This window comes from Pseudokineococcus sp. 1T1Z-3, from assembly GCF_037482365.1.
In the GTDB taxonomy this organism is placed as follows: Bacteria; Actinomycetota; Actinomycetes; order Actinomycetales; family Quadrisphaeraceae; genus Pseudokineococcus.
Genome location: NZ_JBBHZF010000018.1, coordinates 112,340 through 127,791, shown reverse-complemented (window position 1 = coordinate 127,791; position 15,452 = coordinate 112,340). Strand labels below are relative to the sequence as shown.

At 75.0% G+C, this 15,452-nt stretch carries 15 protein-coding genes; 12 read left to right on the top strand and 3 right to left on the bottom strand.

The window, feature by feature from the left end; all coding sequences use genetic code 11:
- Positions 1–20: 20 nt before the first annotated feature.
- From WDV86_RS05725 to WDV86_RS05705, 5 genes are all read left to right on the top strand, one after another.
- Positions 21–221: a hypothetical protein gene (locus WDV86_RS05725; RefSeq protein ID WP_339566635.1), complete on the top strand. Its 201-nt coding sequence runs from the start codon at positions 21–23 to the stop codon at positions 219–221.
- Between the two features lie 134 nt (positions 222–355).
- Positions 356–1,321 (top strand): glycine betaine ABC transporter substrate-binding protein, encoded by a 966-nt coding sequence (locus WDV86_RS05720; RefSeq protein ID WP_339566634.1) that lies wholly within the window; start codon positions 356–358, stop codon positions 1,319–1,321.
- 193 nt (positions 1,322–1,514) lie between these two features.
- A complete protein-coding gene (locus WDV86_RS05715) occupies positions 1,515–2,015 on the top strand; it encodes a PH domain-containing protein (RefSeq protein WP_339566633.1) in 501 nt (166 codons plus the stop codon).
- Positions 2,012–3,685: a PH domain-containing protein gene (locus WDV86_RS05710; RefSeq protein WP_339566632.1), complete on the top strand. Its 1,674-nt coding sequence runs from the start codon at positions 2,012–2,014 to the stop codon at positions 3,683–3,685. The genes WDV86_RS05715 and WDV86_RS05710 overlap by 4 nt, the downstream gene beginning before the upstream one ends.
- An 18-nt stretch (positions 3,686–3,703) precedes the next feature.
- On the top strand, positions 3,704–4,192 hold the full coding sequence (locus WDV86_RS05705; RefSeq protein ID WP_339566631.1) for an SRPBCC family protein: 489 nt from the start codon (positions 3,704–3,706) through the stop codon (positions 4,190–4,192).
- A gap of 36 nt (positions 4,193–4,228) precedes the next feature.
- Here WDV86_RS05705 and WDV86_RS05700 read toward each other — a convergent pair whose 3' ends face one another.
- On the bottom strand, positions 4,229–4,960 hold the full coding sequence (locus WDV86_RS05700) for a methyltransferase domain-containing protein (protein WP_339566630.1): 732 nt from the start codon (positions 4,958–4,960) through the stop codon (positions 4,229–4,231).
- A 96-nt stretch (positions 4,961–5,056) separates the two neighbouring features.
- On the opposite strand from WDV86_RS05700, the gene WDV86_RS05695 reads away from it, so the two are divergent.
- From WDV86_RS05695 to WDV86_RS05675, 5 genes are all read left to right on the top strand, one after another.
- The gene (locus WDV86_RS05695; RefSeq protein WP_445262960.1) at positions 5,057–5,995 is read left to right on the top strand and encodes a Rossmann-like and DUF2520 domain-containing protein; all 939 of its coding nucleotides are present in this window, start codon (positions 5,057–5,059) and stop codon (positions 5,993–5,995) included.
- 207 nt (positions 5,996–6,202) lie between these two features.
- A complete protein-coding gene (panC, locus tag WDV86_RS05690; protein ID WP_445262959.1) occupies positions 6,203–7,114 on the top strand; it encodes a pantoate--beta-alanine ligase in 912 nt (303 codons plus the stop codon).
- Between the two features lie 10 nt (positions 7,115–7,124).
- Positions 7,125–8,732, top strand: a complete 1,608-nt coding sequence (locus WDV86_RS05685) for a lysine--tRNA ligase (RefSeq protein WP_339566627.1) — start codon at positions 7,125–7,127, stop codon at positions 8,730–8,732.
- 54 nt (positions 8,733–8,786) lie between these two features.
- Positions 8,787–8,987: a hypothetical protein gene (locus tag WDV86_RS05680; RefSeq protein ID WP_339566626.1), complete on the top strand. Its 201-nt coding sequence runs from the start codon at positions 8,787–8,789 to the stop codon at positions 8,985–8,987.
- Between the two features lie 247 nt (positions 8,988–9,234).
- Complete coding sequence (locus tag WDV86_RS05675; protein WP_339566625.1) at positions 9,235–9,588, top strand: histone-like nucleoid-structuring protein Lsr2; 354 nt, start codon at positions 9,235–9,237, stop codon at positions 9,586–9,588.
- Between the two features lie 107 nt (positions 9,589–9,695).
- Here the strand turns inward: WDV86_RS05675 and WDV86_RS05670 are convergent, their stop codons facing one another.
- Positions 9,696–11,084: a GntP family permease gene (locus WDV86_RS05670; RefSeq protein WP_339566624.1), complete on the bottom strand. Its 1,389-nt coding sequence runs from the start codon at positions 11,082–11,084 to the stop codon at positions 9,696–9,698.
- A gap of 158 nt (positions 11,085–11,242) precedes the next feature.
- A complete protein-coding gene (locus WDV86_RS05665; protein ID WP_339566623.1) occupies positions 11,243–12,190 on the bottom strand; it encodes an aldose 1-epimerase family protein in 948 nt (315 codons plus the stop codon).
- 143 nt (positions 12,191–12,333) lie between these two features.
- On the opposite strand from WDV86_RS05665, the gene WDV86_RS05660 reads away from it, so the two are divergent.
- Together WDV86_RS05660 and WDV86_RS05655 are read left to right on the top strand one after the other, a co-directional pair.
- A complete protein-coding gene (locus WDV86_RS05660; protein WP_339566622.1) occupies positions 12,334–12,687 on the top strand; it encodes a PRC-barrel domain-containing protein in 354 nt (117 codons plus the stop codon).
- 258 nt (positions 12,688–12,945) lie between these two features.
- The gene (locus tag WDV86_RS05655) at positions 12,946–15,444 is read left to right on the top strand and encodes an ATP-dependent Clp protease ATP-binding subunit (protein WP_339566621.1); all 2,499 of its coding nucleotides are present in this window, start codon (positions 12,946–12,948) and stop codon (positions 15,442–15,444) included.
- Positions 15,445–15,452 lie beyond the last annotated feature (8 nt).

Below are 15,452 nucleotides of genomic sequence, written 5' to 3'. Positions count from 1 at the left end.
CGGCCTGCTGCTGCTCGACGATGAGCACACCGGGCGAGGCCGAGACGCTGGGCCGAGACGCTGGGCCGGAACATTGGGCCGGACCGCTGGGCCGGACCACCGTCGAGGCGGTCGAGGAGCTGGCGCGGCAGCGGCTGGAGATCGCCCGCCCGCGTGCCGCCGTGGTCGCCGGCGACGCCGTCGTCCCCGCGAGGAGGTGGTCCGCGGCGGGGGTCGTGTGACGCGATCGTGACGCCGACGGCTCCACCCTGGCGGGCGCGGCCCACGGCTGCGATGTCTACTCGACGGCGGCGCGGGCCACCTCAGGTCCGCCGGACACGCGCGGTGCTCACCGCGGGACACAGAAGGCGAGACCATGACTGCTCTGCGACGTACCCCACTGCTGGCCGTGACCTTCGCCGCCGCCCTCGGCCTCTCGGCCTGCGGTGGCGGTGACCAGCTCGCCGGCGACGACACCGGCACCGGCTCCGACGGCGGCGGTGGCGGTGGCGCCATCACCGTCGGCGGCGCGACCTTCACCGAGATGGCGCTCATGGAGAGCATGTACGCCGCGCTGCTGGAGGACGCCGGCTACGACGTCACCGTCACCGCCACGGAGGCGCGGGCCACCTACGGGCCCGCGCTCATCGACGGCCAGGTCGACGTCGTCCCCGAGTACGCGGCGGCGATGGCCGACTGGCTGAGCGGCCAGGACGGCGGGGGCGCCGTCGCGGACGCCGACGTCGACGCGACCGTCACGACGCTCACCTCGCTGGCCGAGGAGTCCGGCCTCGTCGTCGGCGAGCCGGCGGCGGCCAGCAGCGACAACGCCTTCTACATCACCCAGGAGCGCGCCGACGCCGAGGGCATCGAGACGCTGTCGGACTTCGCGGCCACCCTCGACGGTCCGGTCGAGATCGCCGCGGGCGAGGAGTGCCTCGACCCCGTGCAGCAGCCGACGTGCGCCGCGGCCCTCACCTCCGTGTACGGCATCGACATCAGCGGCGTGACAGGTGACGGCTTCGGGAGCATCACCGGCAAGCAGCGCGTGGCCGACGGCCAGGTGCCCCTCGGGCTCACCGGCACGACCGACGCGACGCTCGCCGACCTCGGCCTCGTGCTCCTGGAGGACGACCAGGACGTCCAGCCCGCCAACAACCTCATCCCGGTCGCGAACGCCGAGGCGGTGGACGGCGAGGTGCTGGCGGTCCTCAACCGGCTCGCCCCGGTGCTGACGACCGAGGACCTCGGCGAGCTCAACGCCGCGGTCGACCAGCAGCGCCTGCTGCCCGACGACGTCGCCCGCGAGTACCTCGTCGAGCAGGGCCTCATCTCCGGCTGACGCCGGTCCGCCCGCCCCGCCAGACCCGACGCCCGGCCCCTCGACGCCGAGGGGCCGGCGACGTCCACCGCCCGGGAGGTGCGGGTGGTGGTCGGGGCCTGGGCGCCCCGCGCTGCGACGGCCCGCGGAGGTCCGTGCCAGGCTCGACCCAGCACGCCGGCCGGGGAGCGGCCGGTGAGGGAGAGGCGGCGCGATGGCGGGCAGGGCGGACGACGGGGTCTTCGACCCCCCGGGCGTCGACTGGCAGCGGGTCTCGCCGCGGCTGGCGACCGTCCGGCGCATCGGGAGCGCCATCGGCAACCTCCTCCCGCTCGTGCCGGCGGTCGTGCTGGCTCTCGCCCTCGACCGCTGGTGGGTCGTGCTGCTCTGGCTGCCCTTCCTCGTGCTGCTCGTCGTCCGCCAGCTCGTCATCGGCCGGCAGGTGGACGCCATCGGCTACGCCGAGCGCGAGGACGACCTCCTCGTGCGCCACGGTCTGCTCTTCCGCAGCCTCGTGGTCGTGCCGTACGGCCGGATGCAGTTCGTCGACGTCCAGGCCGGACCGGTCGACCGGCGCTTCGGCATCGCCACCGTGCAGCTGCACACCGCCTCCGCCGGGACGGACGCCACCATCCCGGGCCTGCCGCCGCAGGAGGCCGAGCGCCTGCGCGACCGGCTGGCCTCCCGCGGTGAGGCGCGGCTGGCGGGGCTGTGAGCACGTCCGACGAGCGGCCGGCCGCCACGTGGGGCCTCGAGCGGGACGGGAGCGCCGAGCCCGAGCACCACGGCGAGCCGGCAGACCGGCCGACGGCGCGCGGGGGCCGGCAGGCGGCCGAGGAGGCGCCTGCCGCGGACGGTCCCGCGACCTCGGCCCCCCGCGCCGCCGAGTCCGCTCCTTCGACCGAGACCGCTCCTTCGACCGAGACCGCGGAGGCCGTGCGGGCCGAGCGGCGGGGCGAGCTGGAGCCGGCGCCCGAGGCCGACGGCACGTGGAAGCGGCTGCACCCCATCACCCCGCTGGTGCGGGGCTGGGCGGTCCTCGCGGTGCTGCTCTTCTTCGTCGTGCAGCGCCAGGGCGAGGCCTTCCTCGGCGGTGGCGAGGACTTCCCCGGCGCGCCGGGGCAGGCCTTCCGGGTCGCCGGCTCCCTCGGGCTGGTCCTCGGCGGTGCGCTGCTCGTGGCCGGCTGGGCCTACCTCACCTGGCGCGTGACGCGCTTCCGCGTCGGCGAGGAGGTCGTCGAGCTGCGGACCGGCGTCCTCAACCGCCAGCAGCGGCAGGTGCGCCTGGACCGGCTGCAGGCGGTCGACGTCGTCCAGCCGCTCGTCGCCCGGCTCACGGGCCTGTCCGAGCTCAAGCTGGAGGTCGCGGGCGGCGCCGGGTCCGACGTCTCGCTCGCCTACCTGCGCTCGGCGGAGGCCCAGCGGCTGCGCCGGACCCTGCTCGCGCGCGCCGCCGGCGTCACCGAGGACGAGCAGGGCGAGGCGCCCGAGGCCCCCGAGCGCGAGGTGCTGCAGGTCCCGGTCGACCGGCTGCTGCTCAGCATGGTGCGCTCGGTGTGGCCGGTGGTCGCCGTGCTGGTGCTCGTCGGCGTCGTCGTGGCCGTCGCCGTCACGGGCCGGCCGGGCATCCTCGTCGGCGCGTTCCCCGCCGTCTTCGGCGCCGTCGCCGGCGTGTGGGGCGCCTTCTCGCGCGGATTCGGCTTCCGCATCGCCGCGTCGGCGGACGGGCTGCGGCTGCGGCACGGCCTCACCGAGACCCGCGCGCAGACCGTGCCGCCTGGCCGGGTGCAAGCCGTGCGCCTCACCCAGCCGCTGCTGTGGCGCGGCCCCGACTGGTGGTCGATGCAGATGGACGTCGCCGGCTACGCGGGCGGCAGCGCCGAGGACGTCGGCAAGGAGACGGTCCTGCTGCCGGTCGGTACCCGGGCCGAGGCCGTGCAGGTCCTCTCGCTGCTGCTGCCCGACCCCGGCGTCGAGGACCCCTCCGGTGTCCTCGCCGCGGGCCTCACCGGCACGGGGGAGGACGCCGGCTGGACGTGCGCCCCGCGCTCCTCGCGCTGGCTCGACCCGGTCTCCTGGCGGCGCAACGGCTACCGCGTGACCGGTACGGCGCTGCTCGCCCGGCGCGGACGGCTGGTGCGCCACCTCGACGTCGTCCCGCACGAGCGCACGCAGAGCCTCGCCCTGGACCAGGGGCCGGTGCAGCGACGGCTCGGCCTCGCCAGCGTCGTCGCGCACGTGACGCCCGGGCCGGTCACCCCGCGGGTGGACCACCTCACGGCGTCGGCCGCCGCCGAGCTGCTGCAGGAGCAGGCCACCCGGGCGCGCGCCGCGCGACGCCGCGCGGGCCCTGAACGGTGGATGACGGCGCTCGCGCAGGAGTAGAGGCGCGAGGATGCGGCCGTGGCCACCGTCGAGCGCACCTTCCCCTGCCCCCCGGAGGACGTCGTCGCCGTGCTGGAGGACGGCTGGCTGTACGGGCTGTGGGTCGTCGGCGCCGCCCGCATCCGCGGCGTCGAGGACGACTGGCCCGCCCGGGGCTCGCGCCTGCACCACTCCTCCGGGCCGTGGCCGCTGCACCTGGACGACAGCACCCGCGTCCTGCGCTCGGAGCTGCCCCACCGGCTGGAGCTGCTCGCCAAGGCCTGGCCGTGGGGGCGCGCCCGGGTGGACATCGAGCTGACGCCGGTGGACGGCGGGACGCACGTGCGGATGTGGGAGGACGCCACGACGGGCGTCGCCCTGCTCGCGCCGCGCAGGCTGCGAGAGGCGCTGCTGCGTCCGCGGCACGCCGAGTGCCTGGTCCGCCTCGAGCAGGTCGTGCTCGGGCGCTCCGGTCGACGCCACGCCGACGAGGAGGACGACGACCTCCCGCACCGGACGCTGGAGTAGGCGCCCGAGTGGCCGGCGCCCCCGGGGAGCCGGACCTCAGACCCGCTCGAGCACGACCGCGACGTCGGTGACGGCGAAGAGGAACTGCCCCGCGTCGGCGAGCACGCGCAGGTCCTCGACCCACCCGGCCGCGCGGGCGGCGAGCCCCGGGTCGTCGGCGGCCGCGGCGAGCACGGCCATGGCGACCTTCCAGGCGACCGAGCCGTCGTCGAAGCGGCGGTGAGGATCGGCCCAGACGTCGACCGAGCGCAGCCGGTAGGGCGCGCCGGCCGCGGCCGCGGCGTCGGCGAGGCCGAGCAGCTTTCGGCCCATGAAGCCGTCCGAGCTGGGGGAGGGGCCGTGCGCGGCGGCGCCGAAGCGGTCGACGAGCTCGCGCGTCAGCGCGTCGTCGCTGCTCGTGAACAGGGCGGTGTCCCAGTCGCTGTGCGCGAGCACGAGGCGCCCTCCGGGCCGGAGCACCCGGTGGCAGTCCACGAGGTGGCGGGTCGGCGAGGCCAGGTGCTCGACGACGTTGAGCGAGACGGCGGCGTCCAGCGCCCCGTCGGAGACGGGGATGCCCTCGTCGAGGTCGGCGAGCCGGTTGCGGACGCGCGGGTCGACGAGGACGTCGTCGTCGAGGTCGGAGACGTGGTCGAGGGCGTGGACCCGTTCCGGACCCGCGGCCAGCAGCGCGCGGACGGTCCGGCCGACGCCGCAGCCCAGGTCGGCGACGTGCTGGCCCGCGAGGTCCTCGCCCGCGAGCGCCGCGACCCTCTCGTGCCTGCCCACGACCTCGACAGTAGGCGCCGAGGGCCCGGCGGGCCGCCCAGCGGGCGTGGCACCATCCGCGGCGTGGACGGCCCTACGCCCCCGGGCGAGCACGGCGTGCCTCCCGCCGCGGCGGGCGGGCCCGCACCGGCGTCCGCCGACCGTCCCGGCCGCCTGGGGGTCGGCGTCGTGGGGGGTGGTCGGGTCGGCGCCGTGCTGGGCGCGGCGCTGCGGGCGGCGGGGCACGCCGTCGTGGGTGCCAGCGGGGTCTCCGAGCAGACCCGCGAGCGGGTCGACGCCCTGCTGCCGGGGGTGCCGCTGCTGGAGGTGCCCGAGGTGGTCCGCCGGGCCGAGCTCGTGCTGCTGGCCGTCCCCGACGACGCGCTCGCCGACCTCGTGCACGGCCTCGCCGCCACGGGCGCCTGGCAGCCGGGCCAGCTCGTCGTCCACACCGCCGGCCGCTTCGGCGTCGAGGTGCTGGCGCCGGCGCGGGCCGCGGGTGGCATCCCGCTCGCCGTCCACCCGGCCATGACCTTCACGGGGACGTCGCTGGACCTGGCCCGCCTCGTCGACTGCTGCTTCGCCGTCACGGCGCCCGGGCCGGTGCTGCCGGTGGCCCAGGCGCTCGTCGTCGAGATGGGCGGGGAGCCCGTCGTCGTCGCCGAGGCCGACCGTGCGCTGTACCACGCGGCGCTCTCGCACGGCGCGAACCACCTCGTCACCGTCGTCGCGCAGGCCCGTGAGCTGCTCGCCGCCGCGGGGGTCGCCGAGCCCGGCCGGGTGCTCGGGCCGCTGCTCGGGGCAGCCCTGGACGGCGCGCTGCGCAGGGGCGACGACGCCCTCACCGGGCCGGTCGCCCGCGGCGACGTCGGCACGCTCGCCCAGCACCGCGAGGCGCTCGCGGAGGTGGCGCGCCGCTCGGGCTCGCAGGAGGTGCTCGCGACGCACCGGGCGCTGGCGAGGGCGACCGCCGAGCGCACCCTGGCGCGCGGGCGTCTGCGCCCCGAGGCCGCCGCCGAGATGCTCGCCCTCCTCGCCGAGCCGCCCCGACCCTGAGCGGCGGGGGCGGGTCGTCGACGGCTCGTCCTGCAGGGGCGCTGACGCACCTGCCCGGATTCGGGGCGCGGGGCGTCCTGGGGGCACCATGGACGGGTGACGACGCTCGACGACGAGGCCGCGGCCACCCCGTGGCGGGACGACCCGCGGGGGCACGGCTCGCGCTGGGGGGCCGACGGGCCGCTCGTCGTCGGGACCCGCGACGACCTGGCCCGCGCGAGAGCCGGGCTGGGCGGCCCCGTCGCCACCGTCATGACGATGGGGGCCCTGCACGAGGGGCACGCCTGCCTCGTCCGGGCCGCCCGGCGACGGGCGACGTCGGTCGTCGTCACGATCTTCGTCAACCCCCTGCAGTTCGGGCCGGCCGAGGACCTGGACCGCTACCCGCGCACCCTCGCGGCCGACCTCGACCTGCTCGCCGACGAGGGCGTGGACGTCGTCTTCGTGCCCGGGGTCGAGGACGTCTACCCCGCCGGCCCGCCCCAGGTGCGCGTCAGCGCCGGTGCGCTGGGCGACGTCCTGGAGGGGGCCAGCCGCCCCGGGCACTTCGACGGCGTCCTCACCGTCGTCGCCAAGCTGCTGGCGCTGACGCGCCCCGACGTCACGGTCTTCGGCCAGAAGGACGCCCAGCAGCTCGCGCTGGTGCGGCGCCTGGTCACCGACCTCGACCTGGGCGTCGACGTCGTCGCCGCCCCGACCTCCCGGGAGCCCGACGGGCTGGCCCGCTCCTCGCGCAACGCCTACCTCGACGGCGCCGACCGGCGGGCCGCGACGACGCTCTCGCGCGCGCTGCGCGCCGGCGGCGACCTCGCCGCCTCCGGCGCCCCGGCGGGGGAGGTCCGCGCCGTCGCCGCCGAGGTCCTCGCCGAGGAGCCGCGCGTCGACGTCGACTACCTCGCGCTCGTCGACCCCGTCGACCTCTCTGCCCTCGACGACGACGCCGTCGGCCCGGCGCTGCTCGCCGTCGCCGCCCGGGTCGGCGCCACCCGTCTCATCGACAACGTCCCGCTCCTGCTCGGCGGCCCGGGGCGAGGTGACCCCGGCCCCACGGGCGCCGACGTCGGCGAGCAGCAGGCCGGTGAGCTCGCGGCGTGCGGGGGCTCCGCCAGCCGCGGATAGCCTGCCCGCCGTGCAGGACCACCCGACAGACGCCCCGACGCCCGAGCAGCCGGCCCCCGTCGGGATCAGCGAGCAGGAGCAGGTCCGCCGCGACAAGCGCGTGCGCCTGCTCGACGCCGGCGCCGACCCCTACCCCGTCGTCGTCCCGCGCACGAGCACGCTCGCCGAGGTCCGCGCCCGCCACGCCGGCCTGGGCGAGCAGGTCGTGACGGACGACGTCGTCTCGGTCACCGGTCGCGTCGTCTTCCGCCGCGGCCGCGGCAAGCTGTTCTTCGCCGTCCTGCAGGAGGGCGGCGGCCTGGCGCCCCCGGAGGGCGAGGTCGCCGGCGACCGCATGACCGCCCGCCGCCTCCAGGTCATGCTCGCGCAGGAGGCGCGCCCCGACCGCGGGCTCCCCGAGGGCGTCGGCGCCGACGCCCTCGCGGCGTGGAAGACCGACGTCGACCTGGGCGACCTCGTCAGCGTCACCGGCCGCGTCATCACGAGCGGGACGGGCGAGCTCAGCGTGCTCGCGACGTCGTGGCAGCTGGCCGCCAAGGCCCTGCGGCCGCTGCCCAACCTGTACGAGGGCGCCGAGCTCTCCGAGGAGGCGCGGGTGCGGGCCCGGCACGTCGACCTCGTCGTCCGCCAGCGTGCGTCCGACGTCGTCCGCACCCGTGCCGCCGTCGTCGCCGGCGTGCGGGCCGAGCTGGCGGCCCGCGACGTGCTCGAGGTCGAGACGCCGATGCTCCAGACGCTGCACGGCGGCGCCAGCGCGCGGCCCTTCACGACCCGCAGCAACGCCTTCGACCTCGAGCTCTACCTGCGCATCGCCCCCGAGCTCTACCTCAAGCGGTGCGTCGTCGGCGGGCTCGAGCGGGTCTTCGAGATCAACCGCAACTTCCGCAACGAGGGCGCGGACTCCACGCACAGCCCGGAGTTCGCGATGCTCGAGGCCTACCTCGCCTACGCGGACTACGACGTCATGGCCGAGCTCACGCGTGACCTCGTGCAGGCGGCCTACCGCGCCACCTCGCGGGTGGCCCCCGACCTCCTCCTGCCGGAGGCGGCCGAGCTCGTGGGGGAGTGGACGCACCTGCCGATGTACGGCTCCCTGTCCGAGCGGGCCGGGCAGGAGGTCACCCCGGCCACGTCGGTCGAGGACCTGCTGGCGCTGGCCGAGCGGGTCGCCATGCCGGTCGGCCCGCAGGCTGCTGACCGGCGTCACGGCGCCCTCGTCGAGCACCTGTGGGAGCACTGCGTCGCCCCCACGCTCACGGGCCCGACCTTCGTGCGTGACTTCCCGGTCGAGACCTCCCCCCTCGTGCGCGCCCATCGCTCGCAGCCGGGGGTCGTCGAGAAGTGGGACCTCTACGTGCGGGGCTTCGAGCTGGCGACCGGGTACTCCGAGCTCGTCGACCCGGTCGTGCAGCGCGAGCGTCTCGCCGAGCAGGCCCGGCTCGCCGCCGGGGGCGACCTGGAGGCCATGGCCCTCGACGAGGACTTCCTCGCGGCGATGGAGACGGGGATGCCGCCGACCGGCGGTATCGGCCTGGGCATCGACCGACTTCTCATGGCCCTCACCGGCCTCGGCATCCGGGAGACCGTCCTGTTCCCGCTGGTGCGGCCGGAGCGCTGAGCCGGGCCCTGCGCCTGTGCGGACGCACCGGGGCGTCCGTCTTACCCTGGTGCCGTGGAGATCTGGCCCGTGGCCGCGGCGTTGCTGCCCTCGATCGGCGTCTGCGCGCTGTTCGTGTACGTCGTCCGGAAGATGGTCGCGGCGGACCGCAACGAGCGCGCGGCCCTGGCACGGCTGGACGCCGCCGAGCGCCGGGACGACCAGGGCAGCCCTGCGCCGACGACCTCCTCCGGCGACGAGCACCCTTCCTCCTGATTCCTGGCGACACCTTCGGCCAGGTCGGGCGCCGGGCCGCCGCGGGCTCGCCCGAGAATGACGCGAGTTTTGACTCGCGGCAATCACGGTGGGAACATCTCTGCCCGCCGACCTCTTGAGGCCAGAAGCCGCGACCGGCTTTTCCCGCCACCATCGCCGAGGCGCATGGGCGACGGCACCACGGCCGGTGAAGACCACGGGCGACGGCGAAGGCACCACAACAGCTGCACGACAAGGAGATGCCGCAATGGCACAGGAGACCAAGACCATCCTCATCGACGACGTCGAGGGCGGGGAGGCCGACGAGACCGTCACCTTCTCCCTCGACGGCGTCGGCTACGAGATCGACCTGACGAGCGAGCGGGCGGCCCAGCTGCGCGACGCCCTCGCCCCGTGGGTCGGGCACGCCCGCAAGTCCGCCGGGAGCAGCCGCGCCGGCGGTGCTCGCCGCACCGCCCGTCCGGCCGCCTCGCGCCCCTCGGGCAGCGGCCTCGACTCGGGGGCCGTGCGCGAGTGGGCCCGGCAGAACGGCCACACGGTCAGCGAGCGCGGCCGCATCTCCGGCAAGGTCCTGGAGGCCTACAAGGCCGCCAACGGCTGATCGCCTGACGGCACGAGCAGCACAGAGCCCCGCGGCGACCGCCGCGGGGCTCTGCTGCGTCGTGACCCCGGGTCCCCGGACGTCCGGAGGCCCGGACGTGGGCGCCGTCAGACCACGAGGCTGAGGACGAGGACGATCGAGAAGCCCACGACCCCGATGAGCGTCTCCATGACGGTCCAGGTGCGCAGCGTCATCGGCACGTCCATCCCGAGGAACCGGCCGACGAGCCAGAAGCCGGAGTCGTTGACGTGGGAGAGCGCGGTGGCGCCGCAGGCGATGGCGATGACGACGAGGCAGACGCCGAGCTCGCTGAGGTCGGAGGCCGCGACGGTGGGGGCGATGAGGCCAGCCGTCGTCGTGAGGGCCACGGTGGCCGAGCCCTGCGCCACCCGCAGGATGAGCGAGACGAGGAAGGCCGCCACGACGACGGGCAGGCCGATCGCCTCGAGGCTGCCGGCGAGCGCGTCGCCGATGCCGCTCGCGCGCAGGACCCCGCCGAACATGCCGCCGGCGCCGGTGATGAGGACGACGGCGCAGATCGGGCCGAGCGAGTCGTTGACCAGCTTCTCGACCTCGCCGGCGGAGAAGCGGCCACGGCTGAGGGCGGCCATCGCCACGAGCACGGTGATCAGCAGGGCGACCGGCGTGCTCCCGACGACCTGCAGCCAGCTCACCCACGTGGCCTCGCCGTCGAGGTCGGTGGCGGTGGCGACCGCGCTGATGCCCGTGTTGAGGAAGATCAGAAGCAGCGGCAGCAGGAGCAGGGTGAGGACGAGCCCGAAGGGCGGCGCCGGCGCGTCGGTGCCGTCGGTGCGGTCCTCCATCGTCCCGCCGCCCCACGTGGCGGGCAGCGGCACGTCGTGGCGGCGTCCGGCGTACTGCCCGAACAGGTAGGTCGCGAGGTACCAGGTGGGCAGCGCGACGACGACGCCGACGATCACGAGCAGGCCGACGTTGGCGTCGAGCAGGTCCGCCGCCGCCACGGGTCCCGGGTGCGGCGGCACGAAGGCGTGCATGATCGCGAAGGCGCCCGCCGAGGGCAGTGCGTAGGTCAGGGTCGAGCCGCCGAAACGGCGGGCCACCGACAAGATGATCGGCAGGAAGACCACGAAGCCGGCGTCGAAGAAGATCGGGAAGCCGAACAGCAGCGAGGCGATGCCGAGGGCGAAGGGCGCCCGCTTCTCGCCGAAGCGGCCCACGAGCGTGTCGGCGAGCACCTGGGCGCCGCCGGTGACCTCGAGCAGGCGCCCGATCATCACCCCGAAGCCGACGAGCAGGGCGACGCTGGCCAGCGTGCTGCCGAAGCCGGACGTCAACGTGTCGACGAGGTCGGCGGGCGGGATGCGGGTGGCGACGGCGGTCAGCAGGCTCACGAGGACCAGCGCCACGAACGCGTGCAGCTTGAAGCGGATGATGAGCAGCAGGAGCAGGGCGACGGCGCCCGCGGCGATGCCGAGGAGCTGTCCTGCGCTGAGGGCGGTTTCGACGGTCTCCACGGGAGCCTCCACAGGTGGTCGGGCTGACGGCGGTGTCGCGCCTGCCGCACTGTAGGGAACGGTGTCGAGCCGAGGCCGGTCCTGGCCGGTGGGGCGCCGAGGCGGTCGTCACCGGGGGCGCCGAGCCCCGCGGGCGCGGCGCCGGCGGGGGCCTGCGGTCAGCCCCGCAGCGGCCGGATGGTGAAGGACGCCGAGGCGCTCTTGCCCCGTGCGAGCCGGACGACGCCCTCGCCGGTGCTGAAGGCGTCCGGCGGGCACGTCATCGGCTCGACGGCCAGGCCGACGCGGTCGAGCTCGGGCTCCGGCCGGTCCGCCGTGTGCACCTGCACCCACGGCAGCACCGCCGGGTCCCAGACCACCTCGGCGCCCAGGCCGTCGGGCCCGACGACGCCGCAGCGCGCCAGCCCGTCGGCGTCGGCCGTGACGTCGGTGAGCGCGTGGTCGAGCTCGACGCCGGCCAGGAGCCGTCCGCCGCGCAGGTCGAGGTCGGTGCCGTCGACGGGAAGCACCTGCCCGGGCAGCAGGCGCTCGCCGAGCGCCTCGACGTAGGCGTCCGCGCTGCCGAAGGCCTCCCAGTCGTCGACCCGGCCGGTGCCCGCCGTGAGGTAGGGGTGCGCCGAGCAGCCCCACGGCGCCGGGTCCGCGCCGACGCCGGTCCCCGTGATGGTGGTCGTGAGGCCGGCGTCGGACAGCGCGTAGCCGACGACGACGTCGACGCAGAAGGGGTAGCCGGCCTGCGGCCACACGCGGGCCGTGAGCCGGATGCTCGACCCGGCCTCGCTCGACCTGGCCTCGACGAGGTCGAAGGGAGCCCAGGTCAGCAGGCCGTGGAGGGCGTGCCCGCGGGCCGGCTCGGTGAGGGCGAGCTGGTGCTCGGTGCCCGAGGCCGACCCCACGTCGTCCAGGGACCAGGCGCCGTCCACCACCCGGTTGGGCCAGGGCGCGAGGACCGCGCCGCGGTAGACCGGCCTGACCTCGTCCGCGCCGAAGCCGACGACGAGGTCGCGCCCGGCGTCGGTGAAGGAGCGCAGGCTCGCCCCCACCTGCGTGACGACCGCCTCGGAGGACCCGTGCCGGAGGACGTGCTGCTCGCCGCTGGGATGCACCCGGGGAGGCTAGCGGCGGGCGGCGCCGTCGCCGCGCTCCTAGGCTGGCGCGCGACGCGGCGCCGAGGCCGCGACGCCACCCCGCCGGACCCCCGGAGGGGCACCCGCGGCCGGGACCGACCGGCAGGACCACGGAGGACGTCATGTTCGAGGCCACCGACATCCGCGAGTACCGGGGCTACAAGGTCGTCGACCAGTCCGGGGACAAGATCGGCGAGCTGGAGGCGGTCTACGTCGACACCGCCACCGACCAGCCCGCCTACGGGACCGTGACCCTCGGCGGCCTGCTCGGTGCCAAGAAGCTCGTCTTCGTCCCCTTCGAGGGAGCGACGGTCGGCCCCGACTACGTCAAGGTCGCCTTCTCCAAGTCCCAGGTGAAGGAGGCGCCGTCGATCGACACCGACGGCGAGCTGCTCGTCGACGACGAGCCGGCGGTCTTCGCCCACTACGGCCAGGAGGCCCGGGACGGCGGAGGGCGCCGCCTCGCCCGACGCTGAGCCGGGGCGGGCCGCCTCGCCCTCGCTGCTCCGAACGGGTGAGGCCCGCGGCACGTCCTCCCGCCCGGCACCTACGCCGACGGCGAACGCCCTGCCGGAACAGCCGTGACCTGCGGGGTCGTTGGTCAGGTCGACCGGCAGGGCGCGCCAGCGGTGGCTCCACGGGCTGACCGCCCGCGCACCTGCCGGGCTAGCATCGAACGACGCAGCAAGGGGGACCGGCCTCCGCTCGCTGAGATCGTTCGCGAGGAGCACTTCATGTTCGAGAGGTTCACCGACCGAGCTCGTCGAGTCGTCGTCCTGGCCCAAGAAGAGGCCAGGATGCTCAACCACAACTACATCGGCACCGAGCACATCCTGCTCGGGCTGATCCACGAGGGCGAGGGCGTCGCCGCCAAGGCGCTGGAGTCCCTGGGCATCTCGCTGGACTCCGTCCGCGAGCAGGTCCAGGAGATCATCGGCCAGGGCCAGCAGGCGCCGTCGGGCCACATCCCCTTCACCCCCCGCGCCAAGAAGGTGCTCGAGCTGAGCCTGCGCGAGGCGCTGCAGCTGGGCCACAACTACATCGGCACCGAGCACATCCTGCTCGGGCTCATCCGCGAGGGCGAGGGCGTCGCCGCCCAGGTGCTCGTGAAGCTGGGCGCCGACCTCAACCGCGTCCGCCAGCAGGTGCTGCAGCTGCTCTCGGGCTACCAGGGCAAGGAGCCCGCGGCCGCCGGTGGCCCGGCCGAGGGCACGCCGTCCGGCTCGCTGGTGCTCGACCAGTTCGGGCGCAACCTCACCCAGGCCGCCCGTGAGGGCAAGCTCGACCCGGTCATCGGCCGCGCCACCGAGATCGAGCGCGTCATGCAGGTGCTCTCGCGCCGCACGAAGAACAACCCCGTCCTCATCGGCGAGCCCGGCGTCGGCAAGACCGCCGTCGTCGAGGGCCTGGCCCAGGCGGTCCACAAGGGCGAGGTGCCCGAGACCCTCAAGGACAAGCAGCTGTACACCCTCGACCTCGGCGCGCTCGTGGCCGGCAGCCGCTACCGCGGTGACTTCGAGGAGCGGCTCAAGAAGGTCCTCAAGGAGATCCGCACGCGCGGCGACATCGTCCTGTTCATCGACGAGATCCACACCCTCGTCGGGGCGGGTGCGGCCGAGGGCGCGATCGACGCCGCCAGCATCCTCAAGCCGATGCTGGCGCGCGGGGAGCTGCAGACGATCGGCGCGACGACGCTCGACGAGTACCGCAAGCACATCGAGAAGGACTCGGCGCTCGAGCGCCGCTTCCAGCCGATCCAGGTGGCCGAGCCGACGCTCGCGCAGGCCATCGAGATCCTCAAGGGCCTGCGGGACCGCTACGAGGCGCACCACCGTGTCTCCATCACGGACGGCGCGCTGGTGGCGGCCGCCAACCTCGCCGACCGCTACGTCAACGACCGCTTCCTGCCGGACAAGGCCATCGACCTCATCGACGAGGCGGGGGCGCGCCTGCGCATCCGCCGGATGACGGCGCCGCCGGACCTGCGCGACTTCGACGAGAAGATCGCCGGCGTCCGCCGGGAGAAGGAGTCCGCGATCGACGCGCAGGACTTCGAGAAGGCCGCGTCGCTGCGCGACGACGAGAAGAAGCTGCTGGCCTCGCGCGCCGAGCGCGAGAAGCAGTGGAAGGCCGGGGACATGGACGTCGTCGCCGAGGTGGACGAGGAGCTCGTCGCCGAGGTGCTGGCGATCGCCACCGGGATCCCCATCGTCAAGCTGACGGAGGAGGAGTCCAGCCGCCTGCTCAACATGGAGGCCGAGCTCCACAAGCGGGTCATCGGCCAGGAGGACGCCATCAAGGCGCTCTCGATGGCGATCCGGCGCACCCGCGCCGGGCTGAAGGACCCCAAGCGCCCCGGCGGCTCCTTCATCTTCGCCGGGCCCACGGGCGTCGGGAAGACCGAGCTCGCCAAGGCCCTCGCCGAGTTCCTCTTCGGCGACGAGGACGCGCTCATCCAGCTCGACATGAGCGAGTTCTCCGAGAAGCACACCGTCTCGCGGCTGTTCGGCTCGCCCCCCGGCTACGTCGGCTACGAGGAGGGTGGCCAGCTCACCGAGAAGGTGCGTCGCCGTCCCTTCTCCGTGGTGCTCTTCGACGAGGTGGAGAAGGCCCACGCCGACATCTTCAACTCGCTCCTGCAGATCCTCGAGGACGGGCGCCTCACCGACTCCCAGGGCCGCACGGTGGACTTCAAGAACACCGTGATCATCATGACGACGAACCTGGGCACCCGGGACATCGCCAAGGGCCTGCAGATGGGCTTCCAGGCGGGCGGGGACCTGTCGACCGACTACGACCGGATGAAGCGCAAGGTGGGGGAGGAGCTGAAGCAGCACTTCCGCCCCGAGTTCCTCAACCGCGTCGACGACACGGTGGTCTTCCCCCAGCTCACGCAGGACGAGATCATCCAGATCGTCGACCTCATGCTCGCGAGGCTGGACAGCCGGCTGCGCGACCAGGACATGGCCATCGAGCTCACGCCCGCGGCCAAGGCCCTGCTCGCGACCCGGGGGTACGACCCGGTGCTGGGCGCTCGGCCGCTGCGCCGGACGATCCAGCGCGACATCGAGGACGTCCTGTCCGAGAAGATCCTCTACGGGGAGATCGCCTCGGGCGAGATCATCCTCGTCGACACCGAGGGCGAGGGGCCGGCCGAGAAGCTGACCTTCGCCGGGACGCCGAAGGGCGAGGTGCCGGACGCCCCGGTCGTCGAGGCCGCCGCCACCGACTGACCGGCGGC

Coding starts and splice junctions, on each gene's coding strand:
- WDV86_RS05725 (WP_339566635.1), top strand. CDS start 21: ATGAGCACACCGGGCGAGGCCGAGACGCTGGGCCGAGACGCTGGGCCG.
- WDV86_RS05720 (WP_339566634.1), top strand. CDS start 356: ATGACTGCTCTGCGACGTACCCCACTGCTGGCCGTGACCTTCGCCGCC.
- WDV86_RS05715 (WP_339566633.1), top strand. CDS start 1,515: ATGGCGGGCAGGGCGGACGACGGGGTCTTCGACCCCCCGGGCGTCGAC.
- WDV86_RS05675 (WP_339566625.1), top strand. CDS start 9,235: ATGGCACAGGAGACCAAGACCATCCTCATCGACGACGTCGAGGGCGGG.
- WDV86_RS05660 (WP_339566622.1), top strand. CDS start 12,334: ATGTTCGAGGCCACCGACATCCGCGAGTACCGGGGCTACAAGGTCGTC.
- WDV86_RS05655 (WP_339566621.1), top strand. CDS start 12,946: ATGTTCGAGAGGTTCACCGACCGAGCTCGTCGAGTCGTCGTCCTGGCC.